The organism is Streptomyces sp. NBC_01591 (assembly GCF_035918155.1).
In the GTDB taxonomy this organism is placed as follows: domain Bacteria; phylum Actinomycetota; class Actinomycetes; order Streptomycetales; family Streptomycetaceae; genus Streptomyces.
This window is the reverse complement of sequence record NZ_CP109327.1, coordinates 5,802,306-5,820,643: the sequence shown is the minus strand read 5'-3', so window position 1 is coordinate 5,820,643 and position 18,338 is coordinate 5,802,306. Positions and strand designations below refer to the sequence as shown.

The 18,338-nt window shown below is 71.6% G+C and carries 14 protein-coding genes; 2 read left to right on the top strand and 12 right to left on the bottom strand.

Annotated elements, in window-relative coordinates:
* The first annotated feature begins 22 nt into the window (after positions 1-22).
* Positions 23-1,627, top strand: a complete 1,605-nt coding sequence (locus OG978_RS27030) for an alpha/beta hydrolase (RefSeq protein WP_326767697.1) — start codon at positions 23-25, stop codon at positions 1,625-1,627.
* Positions 1,628-1,735: 108 nt separating this feature from the next.
* Positions 1,736-3,316, top strand: coding sequence for an alpha/beta hydrolase (locus OG978_RS27025; protein WP_326767696.1), 1,581 nt, complete (start codon positions 1,736-1,738; stop codon positions 3,314-3,316).
* Positions 3,317-3,400: 84 nt separating this feature from the next.
* On the opposite strand, the gene moeZ is transcribed toward OG978_RS27025, so the two are convergent.
* From moeZ to OG978_RS26965, 12 genes are all read right to left on the bottom strand, one after another.
* Positions 3,401-4,579, bottom strand: a complete 1,179-nt coding sequence (moeZ, locus tag OG978_RS27020; RefSeq protein WP_326767695.1) for an adenylyltransferase/sulfurtransferase MoeZ — start codon at positions 4,577-4,579, stop codon at positions 3,401-3,403.
* 85 nt (positions 4,580-4,664) lie between these two features.
* Complete coding sequence (locus OG978_RS27015) at positions 4,665-5,495, bottom strand: spherulation-specific family 4 protein (protein ID WP_326767694.1); 831 nt, start codon at positions 5,493-5,495, stop codon at positions 4,665-4,667.
* Positions 5,483-6,448, bottom strand: coding sequence for an NAD-dependent epimerase/dehydratase family protein (locus OG978_RS27010; protein WP_326767693.1), 966 nt, complete (start codon positions 6,446-6,448; stop codon positions 5,483-5,485). The genes OG978_RS27015 and OG978_RS27010 overlap by 13 nt, the downstream gene beginning before the upstream one ends.
* A 151-nt stretch (positions 6,449-6,599) precedes the next feature.
* Positions 6,600-8,060, bottom strand: coding sequence for a hypothetical protein (locus tag OG978_RS27005; protein ID WP_326770177.1), 1,461 nt, complete (start codon positions 8,058-8,060; stop codon positions 6,600-6,602).
* A gap of 106 nt (positions 8,061-8,166) precedes the next feature.
* Positions 8,167-10,020: a DUF3492 domain-containing protein gene (locus OG978_RS27000; RefSeq protein WP_326770176.1), complete on the bottom strand. Its 1,854-nt coding sequence runs from the start codon at positions 10,018-10,020 to the stop codon at positions 8,167-8,169.
* A gap of 190 nt (positions 10,021-10,210) precedes the next feature.
* Positions 10,211-11,788, bottom strand: a complete 1,578-nt coding sequence (locus tag OG978_RS26995) for an ABC transporter ATP-binding protein (RefSeq protein ID WP_326767692.1) — start codon at positions 11,786-11,788, stop codon at positions 10,211-10,213.
* Entirely contained in the window at positions 11,785-12,774 is a 990-nt protein-coding gene (locus tag OG978_RS26990) for an ABC transporter permease (RefSeq protein WP_266414625.1), read from the bottom strand. The genes OG978_RS26995 and OG978_RS26990 overlap by 4 nt, the downstream gene beginning before the upstream one ends.
* Positions 12,771-13,754 (bottom strand): ABC transporter permease, encoded by a 984-nt coding sequence (locus tag OG978_RS26985; RefSeq protein ID WP_326767691.1) that lies wholly within the window; start codon positions 13,752-13,754, stop codon positions 12,771-12,773. The genes OG978_RS26990 and OG978_RS26985 overlap by 4 nt, the downstream gene beginning before the upstream one ends.
* Positions 13,755-13,756: 2 nt before the next feature.
* The gene (locus tag OG978_RS26980) at positions 13,757-15,481 is read right to left on the bottom strand and encodes an ABC transporter substrate-binding protein (RefSeq protein ID WP_326767690.1); all 1,725 of its coding nucleotides are present in this window, start codon (positions 15,479-15,481) and stop codon (positions 13,757-13,759) included.
* Between the two features lie 229 nt (positions 15,482-15,710).
* Positions 15,711-15,806 (bottom strand): Ms4533A family Cys-rich leader peptide, encoded by a 96-nt coding sequence (locus tag OG978_RS26975; protein ID WP_326767689.1) that lies wholly within the window; start codon positions 15,804-15,806, stop codon positions 15,711-15,713.
* A 168-nt stretch (positions 15,807-15,974) separates the two neighbouring features.
* Positions 15,975-17,279 carry a DUF3152 domain-containing protein gene (locus tag OG978_RS26970; protein ID WP_326767688.1) on the bottom strand — a complete coding sequence of 435 codons (1,305 nt, stop codon included), beginning with the start codon at positions 17,277-17,279 and terminating at the stop codon, positions 15,975-15,977.
* Positions 17,280-17,287: 8 nt separating this feature from the next.
* Positions 17,288-18,253, bottom strand: a complete 966-nt coding sequence (locus OG978_RS26965) for an alpha/beta fold hydrolase (RefSeq protein ID WP_326767687.1) — start codon at positions 18,251-18,253, stop codon at positions 17,288-17,290.
* Between the last annotated feature and the right edge of the window lie 85 nt (positions 18,254-18,338).

Below are 18,338 nucleotides of genomic sequence, written 5' to 3'. Positions count from 1 at the left end.
GTTCCCGCCGCACCATGGGCCCATGAGGACCTCCCCTGCCCTGCGTGCCGCCGCACTGGCCGCCGCCGTGACCGTGCTCCTGCCCATCACCGCCTGCTCGGACAGCGGCAACAAGGACGGCCCGGACGGGCCGCAGAGCTCGCCGCTCGCGGCGAACGCCGCCGAGGCGACCAGTTCCGGCGACCTCGCTTCCCAGAAGCTGACGTGGAAGCCGTGCCCCGCCCCGTCCCCGGCACAGGGCAGCGGAAAGGCGCCGTCCCCGCTGCCCGGCGGCACCCCCTGGGAGTGTGCGTTCATGAGGGCTCCGCTCGACTACGCGAAGCCCGAGGGCGCGACGATCCGGCTGGAACTGATCCGGGCCAGGGCCAAGAACCAGGACAAGCGGATCGGCTCCCTCATCTTCAACTTCGGCGGCCCCGGCGCCTCCGGTGTCGCCACCCTGCCCGCCTTCGGCGCCGACTACGACAAGCTCCGCGCCCGCTACGACCTGGTCAGCTTCGACCCGCGCGGCGTGGGCCGCAGCGACGGTGTGAAGTGCGAGACCGACAAACAGCTCGACGCACGCTACGAGAACGACGGCACCCCGGACACCAGCGCGGAGGTGAACACCTTCGTCAAGGACACCAAGGCGTTCGCGGCGGCCTGCGAGGAGAACTCCGGCAAGCAGCTCCCCTACGTCGGCACCACCGACGCCGCCCGCGACATGGATCTGATGCGTCAGGTGCTCGGCGACAAGAAGCTGTACTACTTCGGCATTTCGTACGGCACCGAACTGGGCGGCGTCTACGCCCACTTGTTCCCGAAGAACGTCGGCAGGTCGGTACTGGACGCGGTGGTCGACCCGACGCAGGACTCCGAACAGTCCTCGCTCGGCCAGGCCAAGGGCTTCCAGCTCGCGCTGGACAACTTCACCAAGGACTGTGCCGACCGCGGCGACGAATGCAAGCTTCCCGGCGCCTCCGCGCAGGAGGTCGAGCAGGGGATCGCCGATCTTCTCGCGAAGCTGGAGAAGCAGCCGATCCCGGGGATCGGTTCGCGCCGGCTGACGCAGACCCTGGCGACCACCGGCATCGCGGCCGCCCTCTACTCCAAGCAGACCTGGACGCTGCTGGAGCAGGGCCTCGACGAGGCCGACGGCGGCGACGGCGCGCTGCTCCTCGCCCTCGCCGACTCGCTGAACGGCCGTTCCGACAACGGCCACTACGACAACTCGATGGCCGCCAACACCGCCATCAACTGCGCCGACTCCAAGCAGCGGTTCACCGCGGACCAGACCGAGGCCAAGCTCCCCGAGTTCCGGTCCGCCTCGAAGATCTTCGGTGACTACCTGGGCTGGTCCCTGATGGCCTGCACCGGCTGGCCGGTGGCGGGCGCCTGGGACACCCCGGACGTCAGCGCCCCGGGCTCGGCCCCCATCCTCGTCGTCGGCAACACCGGCGACCCCGCGACGCCGTACAAGGGCGCGAAGGCGATGGCCGATGCGCTGGGCGAGGACGTCGGCGTGGAGATGACGTACGAGGGCCAGGGGCACGGCGCGTACAACAGCGGCAACGCCTGCGTGCAGCAGGAAGTGGGCGGCTACCTGCTGGACGGCAAGGTTCCGGCGGCCGGGACCGTCTGCAAGTAGGGCACGTGTCCCGGGCGGTCACCCCCTAGCATGGGCGGACTTTCTGTACGCCGTAGGTACAGGCACATCTGTACACCGCGAGTACAGGCACATCGGGAGGACGCACACGTGGTCGCACACGCACGCGCCGGGGCTCTGGCCGGCGCCGCACTTCTGCTGACGGGGCTGCTCGCGGGCTGCGGCGGGGGTACGGACGACAAGCCGGACGACCGGACGGACCGCGACGCCGCGTCCTCGGCCGGCCGGCCGTCCACCGAGCCGGGCGGGCAGCCGGGCACCCCCCGGCTGCCCGCGACCCTCACCTCCCAGCGGCTCGACTGGAAGCGCTGCGAGGCCCGTGCGGGCGAGAGCGCGCCCGGGTCCGAGTGGCGTTGTTCGACGGTCCGGGTACCGCTGGACTACACGAAGCCCGACGGCGAGACGATCGGGATCGCCCTGATCCGCAAGAAGGCCGGGAACTCGGGCCGGCGCCTCGGCTCGATGCTGTTCAACTTCGGTGGCCCCGGCGGTTCGGGGGTCTCGATACTGCCGCGCGCCGCCGGCTCGTACGACAACCTCAACTCCCGCTACGACCTGGTGGGCTTCGACCCGCGCGGGGTCGCGGGCAGCGAAGGGGTGAGCTGCCGCACCGACAAGGAGCAGGAGGACGCCTACCGCAAGACGGACATGACTCCGGACACGACGGCGGAGGAGGCGGCGTTCCTGAAGGACGGCGCGGACTTCGGCGCCGGCTGCGAGCGCCGCTCCGGCACGGTCCTGCCGTACGTCGGTACGACGAACGCCGCCCGGGACATGGACCTGATCCGTGAGGTGCTCGGCGACAAGAAGCTCACGTACTTCGGCATGTCGTACGGCACCGAGCTCGGCGGCACCTACGCGCACCTCTTCCCCGCGAACGTCGGACGCACCGTCCTGGACGCCGTCGTCGACCCGACCGCGGACGCGATCGGGCACGCCCGCAACCAGGCGACCGGCTTCCAGCGGGCGCTGGAGAACTACCTCAAGGACCGGGGCCAGGACCCGAAGACCGGCACGCAGCGGATCGCGCGGCTGCTGGAGCGGATCGACAAGAAGCCGCTGCCGACCCGTTCGGGCCGCGAGCTCAACGATTCGCTGGCCGTCACCGGCATCGTCATGCCGCTCTACTCCAAGAGCAACTGGCCGTTCCTGACGCAGGCGCTGGACGAGGCCGAGAAGACCGGCACCGGAAACATGCTGCTCCAGCTGGCCGACTCGTACAACGGCCGCGACGAGAAGGGGCACTACGACACCCAGAACCACTCGCAGCGCGCCATCTCCTGCGCGGACAGCAAGCTCCGGCCGACGGCGGACGAGGCCAGGGCGCTCCTGCCGGAGTTCCGGAAGCTGTCCCCGGTGTTCGGTCCGTTCCTGGCGTGGGACACGGCGGGCTGGTGCTCGCAGTGGCCGGTGGACGGTGAGCACGACAACCCGGAGGCGAGCGCTCCGGGCGCCGGTCCGGTCCTGGTCGTCGGCACGACCGGTGACCCGGCGACGCCGTACGAGGGTGCCCGGAAGATGGCGGACGAGCTGGGCAAGGGCGTGGGCATCCTGCTCACCAACAAGGGCGAGGGGCACGGCGCGTACGGCGGGAACGCCTGTGTGACATCGGCCGTGGACACGTACTTCCTCGACGGGAACGTCCCGGAGGACGGGAAGACCTGCTCGTAGGGCGGCTTCGGAGGTACGGCCAAGGGGCCGGTCCGTGCGGACCGGCCCCTTGGGACCCTTACCTGGTATTTCAGTGCACCGTGCTCAGTACACCGGCTTCTCGGGCTCGATCTGGTTGACCCAGCCGATCACGCCGCCGCCCACGTGCACCGCGTCGGCGAAGCCCGCCGACTTGAGGACCGCGAGGACCTCGGCGCTGCGGACACCCGTCTTGCAGTGCAGGACGATGCGCTTGTCCTGCGGGAGGTCCTGGAGGGCGTTGCCCATCAGGAACTCGTTCTTCGGGATCAGCTTCGCGCCGGGGATCGAGACGATCTCGAACTCGTTCGGCTCTCGGACGTCGATGATCTCGATCTTCTCGTCCGCGTCGATCCACTCCTTGAGCTGCTTGGGAGTGATCGTGGAGCCGAGCGCCGCCTCCTGTGCCTCCTCGGACACGACGCCGCAGAAGGCCTCGTAGTCGATGAGCTCGGTGACGGTGGGGTTCTCGCCGCACACCGCGCAGTCGGGGTCCTTGCGGACCTTGACCTGGCGGTACTGCATCTCCAGGGCGTCGTAGATCATCAGTCGGCCGACCAGCGGGTCGCCGATGCCGGCGAGCAGCTTGATGGCCTCGTTGACCTGGATGGAACCGATCGACGCGCAGAGCACCCCGAGCACGCCGCCCTCGGCGCAGGACGGGACCATGCCCGGCGGCGGCGGCTCCGGGTAGAGGCAGCGGTAGCAGGGGCCGTGCTCGGACCAGAAGACGGACGCCTGGCCGTCGAACCGGTAGATCGAGCCCCAGATGTACGGCTTGTTCAGCAGTACGGCCGCATCGTTGACCAGATAGCGGGTGGCGAAGTTGTCCGTGCCGTCCACGATCAGGTCGTACTGGGCGAAGATGTCCATCACGTTGTCGGCTTCGAGCCGCTCCTCGTGAAGGACCACATTCACATACGGGTTGATGCCCAGCACCGAGTCCTTGGCGGACTCGGCCTTGGAGCGCCCGATGTCGGACTGGCTGTGGATGATCTGGCGCTGCAGGTTCGACTCGTCGACCTCGTCGAATTCCACGATGCCGAGCGTGCCGACACCGGCCGCGGCCAGGTACATCAGGGCCGGCGAGCCGAGACCGCCGGCACCGACACAGAGCACCTTCGCGTTCTTCAGCCGCTTCTGTCCGTCCATCCCGACATCCGGGATGATCAGGTGGCGGGAGTACCTGCGGACCTCGTCGACGGTGAGCTCAGCAGCTGGCTCGACCAGGGGTGGCAGCGACACAGGAACCTCAACAATGCAGGTGGTCGGTTTCTACGTACTTCATCTACGTACGGTTGTTCTTGCCGTAACACTGCCACGCCCCTTCTCATTCCGAGACACCAGGTCCGATCCGCGAGACGATTTCGTCCCAGTACCTGGGCAGCGCCGCGAATGGGTCTATTTGGCCGTTTTGGCCGTCTCGGTCCGTGAAGAAGATCGTGCCCGCGCCCTGCCAGCGGGCGATGCGCATGGCCTCTTCGAGGTGGGTGCGCGGAACGCCGTGGACGAAGTGCGCGAACCGCTCCGGCGGGTAGGAAGCGGTCCACTCCGCCACCTGCGACCAGCGGTAGTCGGTCCACGGTCCGCAGAAGGTGACCAGTTGGTCGGCGGCCTCGGCATAGCCGGGGTACGGATGGGTGCCCAGCCCGAGCACCACCTTCCCGCTCCCCTCCCCGCACGGGCGGTCGCCGTCTTCGAGGAGCGTCGCGAGGGTGCTGGTGAGACGGCGTACCGCCGGGAGGTGGGCGCGCTCGGCCGGGCAGCGGCCGAGATAGAAGCCGTCGACGCGGTACCAGTCGAGGAACGACTGTGCGTCGGCGATCAGTTCCCCGAAGGGGCGGCTGCCGTGGGCCAGATCGAGATGGCCCAGCAGCCGGCCGCCCGCCGCCCGGACCGAGTCCTGCGGGTCCTCGCCGTGCACGGCCCGCTCCCGCGCGTTGCGGAGCCGGCCCGCGGCTTCCAGGCAGTGCGGATCGGGGCGGGCGCCGGGGCCGTTGTCGATGTTGAGGACGGCCCAGTGCAGCGGAGTGCCGGGGCGGGCCAGTTCGGCCCATTCGGCCGGTGCGAGCAGCGGATGCGCATAGCCCGGTACGCCGAAACCGAGCTGTTCGGCGCCGCTGGTCCGGCGGGCCGTTCCGGTGCTGGTCAGATACGGCATGCCGCCTCCATCCAGATGTCGGCGAGGGACTCCTCCAGGATGATCCGGGGGCGCCAGCCGAGCCGGTCCCTGGCGGTGCGGACGTCGGCCTGCTGCCAGGCGCCGCAGCCGTCCGGGTAGGGGGACGGGGTCGCCGAGAGGTGCTCGATGACCGACTCGGTCGAGGTGCGCGGGGCCCCGATGGGCAGCCGGGGCGGGGGCGCGTCGAGCTCGTGGAGTGCGCCCGCGTATCCGGCGACCCTGGCGAGGACGGCGGCCGCGTCCCGGAGCCGCACGGCGCGGCCGGTACCGATGTTGACGACGCCCTGGGCGGCGGAGAGCGAGGCGGCGTGCACGGCGCGCGCGACATCGCGTACGTCCACGAAGTCGCGCTGCACGCCGAGGCCGCTGAGCTTCAGCTCGCCGTCGCCGGACTGCATGGCCCGGCGCATCGCCTCGGCGAGCCTGCCGAGCGGGGAACCGGCCGGGGTGCCCGGACCGACCGGCGAGAAGACCCGCAGCACGACCGCGTCGAGGCCGGAGCCGAGGACGAGTTCGGTGGCGGCGAGTTTGCTGACGCCGTACGGGCCGCCGGGGCGCGGGATCGCGTCCTCGGCGGTGGACGAGCCGGGCTGGGAGGGCCCGTACTCCGACGAGCAGCCGACCTGGACGAGCCGGGCCGTGCAGCCGCTGCGCCGCATCGCCTCGCAGACCGTGGCGACGGCGACGGTGTTGTGGCGGGTCAGATCGCGGGCCCCGCCGCGGGTGGCGCCCGCGCAGTTGACGACCACTCCGGGGTGGACGGCGTCCAGGAATCGGGTCAGCGCGCCGGGGCTGCCGCTGGCAAGGTCGAACCGTACGTCGGCGTCGTCGCCGCGGCCGAGCGCCGTGAGGTGCACGGCGGGGTCGGCGAGCAGGCGGTCGGCCACGAACCGGCCGAGGAATCCGTTGGCTCCGAGCAGCAGCACCCTCATCGCGCGCCCCCTCGGCGCCGACGGCGAGCTGCCGGTGAAGGGGATTGGGGGGTCATGTCCGGTGTCTCCTTGAGGAAGTGAGATGTAGTTGCGGGCAATGACCCGCGGCGTCGGCTCCGCGGGGCGTGCGATGGCAGTGGTACGTCTGTGGTTACGCGACGGCCGGGCCTTCATCGACCGGCCGGGCGGTGTTGTGGGCGGACGCCCGGGAGAGGACGACCGTGGCGGCGACCAGCAGTCCGAGCGCGGCGGCACCGCACGCGAGGGCGGGTACGGATCCGGTGCCGGACGTCCTGACGAGGACATCGACGGGACGGGCGAGGAAATGCAGACCGGGCAGCCGCCCGGCCAGCACCAGCGCGGGTGCCAGGGCCTCGACCGCGCAGGCGACGGCCAGTCCGCCGGCGGCGAGCTCGGGAAACCCGTGCACGGTCAGCAGTCGGGCCAGCAGGAGCAGCACCCCGAGCGCGGCCGCCCCTGCGAACGCCCCGCCGCCCCCGCACCCCAGGTGCGCGAGGTACAGCAGCCCGGCGAGGGCGCACAGGTGGAGCGCGACGGCGCCGAACAGCAGGGGGCGCACACCCGCGGCGAACTCCTCCAGTGCGCGGCTGCCGATGAGTTTGCGGTGTGCGTGCACGGAGAAGAGGTGGGCGCACCAGGTGGCCGGGGCGAGCGAGAGGGCCAGGCCCAGCAGCGGTGCGGGGGTGATCGCCCAGGGGCCCTCGGGGCCGCCGCTGAGCACCTGGTCGAGCAGCGGTTCGCCGTACAGGACATAGCCGAGGAGCCAGCAGCCGTAGACGTTGGCCACGCCCGAGGAGCGGCCCTCGGCGTGCAGGGGGCCGCTGCGCAGACTGAGGGCGAGCCCGATGAGTGCGACGAGCGCTCCGGCGAGGGCGATCGTGAGCCGTGCCCGGCCGTCGAGCACTCCCTCGGTGAGCCCGAGTGCGCCGGCGGTCGCGATGCAGGCCGCGCCCGGCAGCAGTGCGCGGAGCGTCCAGGCGGCGCGTGTCGCGATGTCACGCCCCGGCGCATCGGGCCCTGTCGTGGACTCCGCCGCCACGCCGGGTACCCGTGCGAAGAGTTCCTCGGCGAGCGAGAAGACGTCGCGGTGCCGGTAGCGGGCTGCGGTGCGGTCGGTGACGCCATGGGCTTCGAGCCCGGCGGCGACCTCCAGCGGGTCGACGGCCCGCTCGCACAGCTCGCGGTGCTGGTGCATCAGCGACTTCACGGGGTCGGCGGGGCCGCGGCGCGAGGCATTGAGCCGACGCGCCGGAGTGGGGCGCGCGATCTCGGGGGCGCGGGAGGGCCCGGAGGACTCGGACGGCCCGTGCGTCTCAGACGGCTCGTACGTCTCGGAGGACTCGGAGGACTCGGAGGGCTCGGAGGACTCGGACGGCCCGTGCGCCCCGGACGGCTCGTGCGTCTCAGGCGGCCCCTGCGCCCGGGACGGCTCGTGCGTCTCAGGCGCCCCATGTATCTCAGGCGTCTCGGAGGGCTCGGACAGCTCGGGCGTCCCGGGCGGCTCGGAGACCAGGGCCCGGGAGCGGAGGTCCCAGCTTCCGCCGGCGGTCGGTGCGGCGGGTGCGTCGGACACCTCGGTCGGGCCGCCCATGGTGATTCCTCCGTGATCGTCGCCGGCTGCGTCGGGCCGTGCCGGTCCGCCGCGACCCGGTCCGGCCGTCTCCTGCTCCTGCTCCTGCTCCTGCTCCTGCTCCTGCTCACACATCGCCGCCACCCGCTCCCCGCGCTCCCGCGCAGACGGCCCAGCTGGGCTTGCGGCCGGCCGTGGCCGCGAGGGCGGGGCCCGAGGCCGTCCACGGGCCCAGGACATGCGCCTCCGGCGGGGTGGCGAACGGGCGCGGTTCGCCGTCGGCATCCACCTCTTCGGCCGCCCTGCGCACCGGGGCGTGCGAGATCAGCTCCAGGTAAATGCCGCGAAAGGCCGCGAGGTTCTGTTCGACGGTGAAGAGTTCGAGCGCGCGGGCGCGCGCCGCCGCTCCGAGCCGTGCACGCCTCTCGGGATCCCGCAGCAGCGCGAGACAGGCATCGGCCAGCGCCCTGGGGTTGCGCGGGGGCACCACGAGCCCGGTGCCGCCGATGACCTCGACGACCGCGCCGACATCCGTCGACACCGTGGCCCTGCCGCAGAACATCGCCTCGACGAGACCGATCGGAAAGCCCTCGACCACGCTGGAGAGGACGACGACCCCGCCCGCCGCATAGGCGTCCGGCAGGTCGGGCACCTCGGCTCCGCCGATGTCCTCAAAGGAGACCGGGTTGTCGCCGACGGCATGCGCGTCCGTGGCCTCGTCGGGGAACAGCTGGGCGGCGAGCGCCCGGCAGTGCGCGAGATAGGTGGCGCCCTCCGGGCCCCGCGCCGGGGCGCCGATGATCCGCAGCCGGGCGCCCGGCTCGGCCTTCCGTACCTCCGCGAAGGCGTGCAGCAGCGCTATCAGGTCCTTGGCGGGCTCGATCCGGCCGACCCAGACCAGGGTGTCGTCGGGGCCGCTGTCGCCGCTCTCCCCCAGCGCCGTGAAGCGGTCGGACTCCATGCCGGGGTAGATGGTGCGCAGCTTCTCGCGTCCGGCGCCGCACCGCTCCTGCCAGCGGCGGGCGTGGGTGTTGCCGGGGGTGACGATCGCGGCCTGCCGGTACACCTCGGTGGCGAGCCGCCCGTGGAAGCCGGCGAGCAGGGCGCGCACCGGCGCACTCAGCGGGGTGCCGGTCGCCGCGAGGTAGTGCGCCCGCAGCTGCACGCCGTGCTCGGTGACCAGCAGCGGCACCCCGAAGAGTCGTTTGGCCAGCAGCCCCGGCAGGGCGGCTCCACCGCCGGACGTCGCGTGACAGAGGTCGACCGCCCCGAGGCCCTCCTCGTCGTACCAGTCGAACGAGAGCGGGCGGAGCACCAGGTCGAGCTCTCGGGCGAAGGCGAGGAGGTCGAGGACGGTGGCGGCCTGGACGGTGCGCCCGGTGCCCGGGGCGCGGCAGGCGGCTTCGAGTACGCGCACGGCGGTCTCGGAGCGCAGGGCAGCGCTGAGTCCGCCGTGCTCGCGGGCCAGTTCGGCGAGTCCGTACAGGCCGTCCCTGAACTGCGCGTCCGCGGCGGCGGCGGTCGTACGCCCGTCGATGAACTGCGCGTCCGCGGCGGTCGTACGCCCGTCGGCGCCCGGTTCACCGGCACCCGCGCCCCCGCCGGCGGACTCGTCCTCACCGTTCGCCACGCCCGCCGCGCAGACCGAGGCCGCGAGAGCCGTGAGGTGCGCCGTGAAGCGCTGTCGTTCGCGCCGCCCGTACGAGCGGGCGCCCCCGCCCGTCACTATCCGGGCGAGCAGCCCCTTGGGGGCCCGGATGCCCAGGACGTCCTCGTCGGCCGTCCACAGCGGTGCCGTCCGCACCCGGCTGACCTGTATGGGGAGCTGGACCCAGCCCTGGGCTTCCTGTTCGGCGGAACGGCTGAGCGCGAAGAGATCGAACTCGTGCTGCGCGAGCCCGCGTACCAGACGGTCGCACCAGAGCCTGGACTCACCGGTCGCATACGGATAACCACCGTCGGTGAGGAGTCCGATCCGCACGAGCACACCCCCGATCTCCCTTGTGGGCGGCCGCCGTTGGAATGGCGGCTCACAGCGGGACGACCGTAAGCGGATACGCCGGTGGCGCGACGGACGGTTGTCCGTCGCGCCACCGAAAGGGGTGAACCGTCGTAACTTTCCCGCCCCGACAGCGTTCTGTCGCGCTATGGGAGCGGTCGGTCACGCAGGGTCAGGCGGCGGCCAGCTCCTTGCGGGCCGCGCGGCGCACCGCCGCGAGCGCCGGATCGAGCGCGGGAACGGCCGCCAGCAGCTGCTTGGTGTACGGGTCCCGGGGGTCTCCGTACACCTGGTCCACCGCGCCCTCCTCGACGATCCGGCCCTGTCGCATGACGGCGACCCGGTCGCTGACCTGCCGTACGACGGCGAGGTCGTGCGCGATGAAGACCAGGGCGAGCCCCAGTTCCCGCTGCAGTTCCGCCAGCAGGGCGGTCACCTGGGCCTGGGTCGTCACATCGAGCGCGGAGACGGCCTCGTCGCAGACGATCAGCTCCGGCTCGGCGGCCAGCGCCCGTGCGATCCCGACGCGCTGGCGCTGTCCGCCGCTGAACTCGTGCGGATAGCGGTCGTAGCTCTCCGGGGCGAGCCCGACCCGCGTCAGCAGATCCCGTACCCGCGCCCTGATCACCACCTCGTCGCGCTCCCCCGAGGCCCGCAGCGGGTCGGCGACCGACTCACCGATCGAGCGGCGCGGGTTGAGGGAGGAGACGGGGTCCTGGAAGACCATCTGCACCCGGGCGTCGCGGGTGAGCCGCCCCGAGGTGGGTTCCAGCAGTCCGACGAGCATCCGCCCGAGGGTGGTCTTGCCGCTGCCGCTCTCACCGACGATGCCGAGGGTCTCGCCGCGCCGGACGGTGAGGGAGACCCCGTCGACGGCGGCGAGGGCGGTCTTCCCCCTGCCGAACACCTGCCGGACGTCGGCGGCTTCGACGAGTACCTCGCCGTCGTCCGCCGCCGGGCCGGCCGGAACGCGCGGCTCCGTCACCCGGGGCACCGCCGACAGCAGCGCCTTCGTGTACGGCTCGCGCGGCGCCACGAGCACCTCGCCCACCGGCCCCCGTTCCACCGCCCGACCCGACTGCATGACCAGCACCTCGTCGACCGACTCCGCCGCCACGCCCACGTCGTGCGTGACCAGCAGCAGCCCCATGCCCGTCTCGCGGCGCAGATCGTGGAGCAGGTCCAGGATCTGGGCCTGGACGGTGACGTCGAGGGCGGTCGTCGGCTCGTCGGCGATGAGCAGCTGGGGCTCGCAGGCCAGGGCCATCGCGATCAGCGCCCGCTGCCGCATCCCGCCGGAGAACTCGTGCGGCCGGGACCGGGACCGCCGTACCGCGTCGGGGATCCCGACCCGGTCCAGCACCTCCACCGCCCGCGCCCGCGCCGCCCGGCGGGAAGCCCGGTTGTGGACCCGGTATACCTCGGCGATCTGGTCGCCCACCGCGTAGTACGGGTCCAGCGAGGACAGCGGGTCCTGGAAGACCATCGCGGCCTTCGCGCCCCGCAGGGCCCGCAGTTCCGCGTCGTCCGCCGCCGTCACGTCCACCCCGGCGACCCGGATCGAGCCGCCGACCTTCGCACCGGTCCCCCGGTGCAGTCCGAGCAGGGCGTACGCCGAGGCGCTCTTGCCGGAGCCGGACTCGCCGACGACACCGAGCGCGCCCCCGGGCTCCAGCGAGAACGACAGCCCGTCCACCGCCCGCACGTCGCCGAACGAGATCGAGAGATCGGAGACTTCGACCAGGCTCATGCCAGCACCACCCGTCGGTCGGCCATCGCCTGCAGGATGTCGGCGACGGCATTGGCGAGGACGACGAAGAATCCGGTGACGAGCACCAGACCGACGACCACCGGAAGGTCCACGTGCTTCACGGCGTCGACGAGTTCACGGCCGACCCCCGGAATCCCGAAGAGCGATTCGGTGAGGACGGCGCCGCCGAACATCGAGCCGATGTCCAGTGCGCCGAGCGCGATCACCGGCGCCAGCGCACCGCGCAGCGCGTGCCGCCCGACGAGCGCCCGTTCGCCGACCCCGTACGCCCTGAAGGTGCGCACATGGTCCTCGGCCAGGGTCTCCAGCATCGAGGCCCGGGTCATCCGGGCGTACGGTGCCGCCGACACCAGGGCCAGCGAGATCCAGGGCAGCAACAGGTTCCAGGCCCACTGCTCCGGGTCCTCGGTGAGCGGTACATAGTCCGGGAACGGCAGGATCTGGAGCGCCGTGACCAGGATGATGATCAGCAGCAGACCGATGACGAACACCGGGGTCGCCATGCCGGCCAGGGTGATCCAGGTGAGGACGCGCTCGGTCGGCCGGCCGCGCCGCCACACCGAGAGCAGTCCGGTGCCGACCCCGAGCAGCATCCACAGCACGAAGGCGCCGACGGCGAGCGAGGCGGTGGCCGGGAGCTTGGCCAGGATCAGCTCGGTGACCTGCTGGTCGCTCTGGTACGAGAGCCCCAGGCAGGGCGCCTGGCAGTGCAGCACGCCGGTCCCGGTCGAGTAGTCGCGGCCGACGAAGAGACCCTGGAGGAAGTGCGCGTACTGCACGTACAACGGGTCGCCCAGGTGCAGCTGTTCGCTGACCTGCGCCACCTGTGCGGGCGAGCAGCGCGGACCGCAGGCGATCTGCGCGACGTTGCCGGGGGCGACGTAGAAGGCCGCGTAGACGACGACGCTGAGGGCGAGCAGCACGAAGAGTGCCCCGCCGAGGCGCCTGAGCAGGAACCACTTCACGCGTCGGCCTCCTTCTTCCGTCCGGTGCCGATCCGCAGCCGGGACTCGGCGCGCGGGTCGAGCGCGGTGCGTACGCCCTCGCCGAGGACCGTCAGCGCCAGCACGGTGACGAAGAGCAGCAGGGCGGGGATCAGCAGATAGGTGGGCGCCGCCTGGTACCAGGTGTCGGCGTCGCTGAGCATCTGTCCCCAGGACGGCGTGGGCGGCTTGATGCCCACGCCGAGGAAGGACAGGGCCGCTTCGACGACGATGTTCGACGGGAAGAGCAGCACCGCGTAGGTGATGACGGGGGCGGCCAGCGCGGGCAGCAGTTCGCGCTTGGCGATCTGCCAGGAGCCCCAGCCGCTGAGCCGGGCGGCGGCGACGTGGTCGCGCGATTTCAGCGAGAGCGTCTGGGCGCGCACGATCTTCGAGATTCCGGACCAGCCGACGAGGCCGATGATCACGGCGATCAGGACCGGGCGGGGGAAGCTCGTGGGTACGACGGCGAGCGCGCCGAGCGCGATCACCATGACGGGCAGCGCGACCACGACGTCGGTGACCCGGCTGAGCGCCTGGTCGACGAAGCGGTTGCCGAGCCCGGCCGCGAGCCCGATGCCGACCCCGATGATCACCTGGAGCAGGGTGGCGGCGAGCGCGACGCCGAGCGAGACCCGTGCCCCGTGGACGACACGGGCGAACAGGTCGCGCCCGGTGAGCGGTTCGACGCCGAGCCAGTGCTCGGCGCTGATCCCGCCGAAGGAGCCGACCGGCACCCCGCCGGTGGCGGAGTCGACGAGCTCCGGGTGGTACGTGGTGGGGTCCTGGCCCTCGATGCCCGCGAGCAGCGGTGCGGCGAGCGCGACCAGGACCAGCAGGGCGACGATCGCGGCCGCCACGAGGGCCGCGCGCCGGGCGCGCAGCCGCCGCCAGAACGGATTGGCCCCGGAGGCGGGGACCTTCGCGGCCCCCGCCTCCTCGACCAGAGTTGCCTCTGCCATGGCTACTTGACCGCGACCTGCGAGATGTCGAGCACGCCGGTCCAGTCGCTGATCACGACGTTCTTGACGGACTCGCCGTACAGGCGCTTGTAGACCGGGTGGAACAGCGGCACGGTCAGCGCCTGCTCACCGACCTTCTTGTCGAGCGCGCCCCAGCGCTTCGCGGCGGCGCCCAGGTCGGTCAGCTTGTTGATCTCGTCGATCTCCTTGTTGACCGCGGGGTCGTTCAGCTGGCCGGAGTTGAAGTTGTAGCCGGACTTGACGATCTGGCGCCCGTCGAAGATCGGCGCGAAGAACGGGCCGCCGGACGGCCAGTCGGCGCCCCAGCCGCCGAGGAAGAAGCCGGGCTCGCTCTTCACGTTGTAGACCGTGTCGGAGTAGTCGTTGCTCTCCAGGCCCTGGAGCTTGACGGTGATTCCGGCCTTCTTCAGCGCCTCCTGGAGCGCGGTGGCGATCTCCGGGCTGGTGGCGAAGTCCTTGTCGTTGGAGTGCGTGAGGGTGACGGTCAGCCCCTTGGGGTAGCCGGCCCCCTTCAGCAGCTCCTTGGCCTTGGCCGCGTTGCCGGTCTTCCCGGCCGGGAAGTGGTCGTACGGCGTGTAGCCGAAGGCCGCCTGGTCGGGCAGGAAGGTGGTGGCGGGCTCGGCGAGCGAGGAGCCGCCGGCCGCGTTGACCACGGAGGAGCGGTCGACGGCGTACGAGATCGCCTGACGCACCTTCGGGTTGTCGAACGGCTTCACCTTCGGGTTGAAGGCGATGTAGTTGGTGTAGCCGAAGTGGCCGGTGCCGACGCGGGCGGCCAGCTTCTTGTCGCCGGTGACCTTGGCGAGCTCGGCCGGGCCCAGGTTGGTGTCGGTGGTGACGGCGGCGGCGTCGGCGCCCTGCGATGCGGACAGGCGCTGGTTGATGACGGCGGAGTCGAGCCCGGAGCGCACGTCGATCCGGTCGGGGTAGGCCTTGCGCTCCTCGTCGGTCGCTTCCGACCAGTGCGGGTTGCGCTCCAGGGTCAGGCGCTCGCCGTCGCCCTCGTTCTTGACGACCTTGTACGGGCCCGAGGAGAGCGGGTGCACCTCGTACTTGGTGCCCTTGTCCTTGGCCTCGGGCACCGGGGTCGTCTGGGTCTGCGTGGCCAGGAAGGGGAATTCGCCCTCCGGCTTGTTGAGGTGGAAGACGATCGTCTTCGCGTCGGGCGTCTCGATCGAGTCGAGGCCCTTCTTGTCCTTGTACGGGCCCTGGTAGTCGGCGCCGCCGATCAGCCAGTCGCGCAGGTAGGGCGCGCCGCCGGAGAGTTCGGCGGCGAAGGAGCGCTCGATGCCGTACTTGATGTCGGCACTGGTGATCGCGGTGCCGTCCTCGTACTTCAGGTCGTCCTTGAGGGTGTACGTCCACACGGTGGCGTTCTTGCTGGGCGTGCCCAGGTCGGTCGCGAGGTCGGGGACGACCTTCGCGCCGGCCGCGCCGTCCTCCCGGTTGCGGGTGGTGAGCGTACGGAAGACCAGGGACGGGATGTTGCCGCCGCCGGAGGTGTAGAGCCGCGCGGGGTCGAAGTCCTCCTGCGGCTTGCTGTTGAGGACGGTGAGCGTGCCGCCCTTCTCCGGCTTGCCCGCCGCGCCGGAGCTGCCGTCGCCGCCCTTGTTGTCCTTGGGCCCGCAGGCCGCGGCACCCGCGGCCACGACGAGTACTGCGGTGGCCGCTGCCACGCGGCGCGATATGACGGACGGTTGACGCATCGGAAGGTGACCTCTCGGGTGTACTGCCTGAAGAAAAGGGACGGAAGGAATTCCGTGCAGGCAGCGACGAGAGCGAGTGCACACAGCCGGTCGACGGTTGGAGAGATCGACCGGAAACACCGAAGCTGCCGCGCCTGCGGGCGGAATACGCCCGGGCGCGGCGGTCATGCGTGGCGGTCCTGGCCCGTTCAGGGCTCGGACAGCGGGCGGACGCGCGCTCGGGCAGGCGTCAGCAACAGTCGATGTCGGCGACACTGTGCCCGGTCACACCGATGAGCGCCAGCTCTATGGCTGCGCAATCGGGGAGGACGGGGCCGTGTGACATGCCGAGAAATATGGATCACCGTCCAGGGGATGTCAACGCGAATTGAGACAGCGATCTCATCATATGGACGAGGTGTGGGCATGCGTACGCCGGTTCCGCATACGGCCACGGGGCCCGGCATGCCGAAGGGGCGGGCCCGTCGCACTCGCGGGCCCGCCCCTTCCCGGATCAACTGGGCGGATACACCCAGGCGTTGGGACGGCACTTGATCCCGTCGATGTTCAGCGACTTGGTCTGCTGCTGCATCACCGGAGCGAGGGCTCCGGCCGTGCCGCAACTCACATGGTTGTGGCCCAGCCGGTGACCGACCTCATGGTTGATCAGCATCTGGCGGTAGGCGAAGAGTTTGTCCGGACCGAAGGTCGACGACCCCTGTGCCCAGCGATAGGCGTTGATCATCACGCGCTCGGTCGCCGCGGAGTCGCAGGAGACGTTGTCCTCAGTGGTGTCCAGTCCGGACTTCTTGCACCATTCGCCGGTGGTGCCGGGGCTGGCCAAAGTGATCACGAAATCGGGGTCGTCGGTGGAGACCCGCTCGAACGTCATCGCCCCGTCGTGCGCCCAGCTGCGGTCGTCGTTGAGCGTCTCCTGGACGGCCCTGGCGAAGAGCGCGGCGTCGAGACCGAGGCCCTTCTCCACGTCGATCCGGTACTGGTACTTGTGCCCCCGGCCCGGCGCCTTCGCCGTCCCCGGAACCGTCTCGAACTTTCCGGACGCCGTCAGTTCCGGGGCGAGCGGATAGGCCTTGGCCATCTTCTGGGCGTACGAGAGGGGCTTGGGCTTGGCCCGCACCGCCTCGGGGGTCGCCCGGTCGTCCGAGCGGGAGGCGCCGTCGGGGCCACGCCGGTCGACGCCCGAGGGCTGCGCGGCGGTGGTCCCGCCGCCGTTGTCCTGGGCGACCTGCCCGGCCACGACCACCGCGAGCACGGTGGTCACCGCGGCGGCCGCGATCCCGGTGAAGGTGCGGCCCCTGGCGCTCTTGCCGTCCTTGGCCGGCGTCGGGTCGTCGGTGCCACCGGGCGGCTGCTCGTCCCACTCGCCGACCGAGGCGTACGGATCGGCGGGGCGGGCCGGCGGGACGGAAGGCCCGTGCGGTGCGGGCGGTGCGTCGAACGCCTCGACGAACTCGCGCCGCGGTCCCGGTATCAGCGGCCGGGTACCGTCCGGCGGCTGCCGCCGGGGCGCCGTCTGCCGCGCTCCGGGCCGGTGGTCGTCCGCCCGGTAGCGCTGCTGGGGCCCGGTTCCCCAGCCGCCGCCTGGTTCGTGCTGTTCGGGGTGGCCGCCGCGGACGTGTCCGGACTGCTGGAACGGGGCGTGCGCGTCGGAGCCCGCCGCTGCGTCCGCCGCCCTTCGGCGCCGCCCGGTACCGGCACCCGATGGCCGGATGCCCTCGCGCTCGCCGCCCGCGTTCGCGGTGGCGGCCTCGATGTCGGGCCCCGAGGGTTTGGGGCCCTTTCGGCTATGTCGTCCCACGCCCCGGATCAGCTCCCGCCGCGTTCGTCGAGCAGTTCCCGGAAGGCCTGGGCGACCGCCTCCGGGTACTCCATCATCGCCACGTGCCCCGCGTCGGGCAGTGTCAGCAGCCGCGAATCACGGAAGGCCGCGGACGCCTTGCGCGCCATCCGGTACGAGACGAGCTGGTCCCGGCCGCCGTACACGAGCTGGGTCGGTGCGAGCACCCGCTCGGCCTGGCGCCACAGTCCGTGCTGACCGCCGAGCGTGTACGCATCGACAATGCCACGTGCCGAGCGTGCCATCGCGTCCCAGAAGTACGGCAGCACCATCCGTCGCTCCAATTCGGCCACCGCTTCGCGGAAGCCCGCCTCGGAGACGCGCGCCGGATCGCCGTAACAGAGTGCCATCACCCCGCGCGTGCGCTCCTCCGCGGACCAGCCCCTGGTCATCCGGGCGAACAGGCCGGCGACACCGGGCACCGCGAGCAGCCCCGTCGGCATGGCGGACCGCTGCACCCGGATCTCGGGGAGCGCGGGCGAGACGAGGGTGAGGGTGCGCACCAGGTCGGGTCGGACCGCGGCGACCCGGGTGGCCACGGCACCACCGAGCGAATTGCCGAACAGATGTACCGGCCCGCGCTCCCCGGCGTCGAGGAACCGGATCACGGCACGGGCGTGCCCGGTGACCGAGTAGTTCCCGTCGTCCGGCGGCGGCGAGTCGCCGAAGCCGGGCAGGTCGACCGCCTCGCCGTCCACCACGTCCTGGAGCAGCGGCATCAGCGCCGACCAGTTCTGCGAGGAGCCGCCGAGCCCGTGCACGTAGAGCGCGGGCGGCAGTCCGGTCCGCTCCGGCGGCCGGGACCGGATGGTCAGCGTCAGCCCGGGCAGCGCGACGGAGCGCAGCTCCTCCCCCTCCGCGACCCTGACGGTGCTCACCGCGGGGGCTACCGCGGCGGCGACGGCACGGACTCCCGGCAGCTCGGTCGAAGACATGCGGCAATGTTACGAGACGATCACACCCCGATTCATGTGTTCGCCGTCACAGACCGCGTAGCGGCCCACGGGGGTAGCTCCTACG

Excerpts from the sequence above, each read along its gene's own strand:
- OG978_RS27015 (WP_326767694.1), bottom strand. The coding sequence starts at position 5,495 with ATGCCGTATCTGACCAGCACCGGAACGGCCCGCCGGACCAGCGGCGCC.
- OG978_RS26965 (WP_326767687.1), bottom strand. The coding sequence starts at position 18,253 with ATGTCTTCGACCGAGCTGCCGGGAGTCCGTGCCGTCGCCGCCGCGGTA.
- OG978_RS27005 (WP_326770177.1), bottom strand. The coding sequence starts at position 8,060 with ATGGGCGGCCCGACCGAGGTGTCCGACGCACCCGCCGCACCGACCGCC.
- OG978_RS26975 (WP_326767689.1), bottom strand. The coding sequence starts at position 15,806 with ATGTCACACGGCCCCGTCCTCCCCGATTGCGCAGCCATAGAGCTGGCG.
- OG978_RS26995 (WP_326767692.1), bottom strand. The coding sequence starts at position 11,788 with ATGAGCCTGGTCGAAGTCTCCGATCTCTCGATCTCGTTCGGCGACGTG.
- OG978_RS27010 (WP_326767693.1), bottom strand. The coding sequence starts at position 6,448 with ATGAGGGTGCTGCTGCTCGGAGCCAACGGATTCCTCGGCCGGTTCGTG.
- OG978_RS27030 (WP_326767697.1), top strand. The coding sequence starts at position 23 with ATGAGGACCTCCCCTGCCCTGCGTGCCGCCGCACTGGCCGCCGCCGTG.
- OG978_RS26980 (WP_326767690.1), bottom strand. The coding sequence starts at position 15,481 with ATGCGTCAACCGTCCGTCATATCGCGCCGCGTGGCAGCGGCCACCGCA.
- OG978_RS26985 (WP_326767691.1), bottom strand. The coding sequence starts at position 13,754 with ATGGCAGAGGCAACTCTGGTCGAGGAGGCGGGGGCCGCGAAGGTCCCC.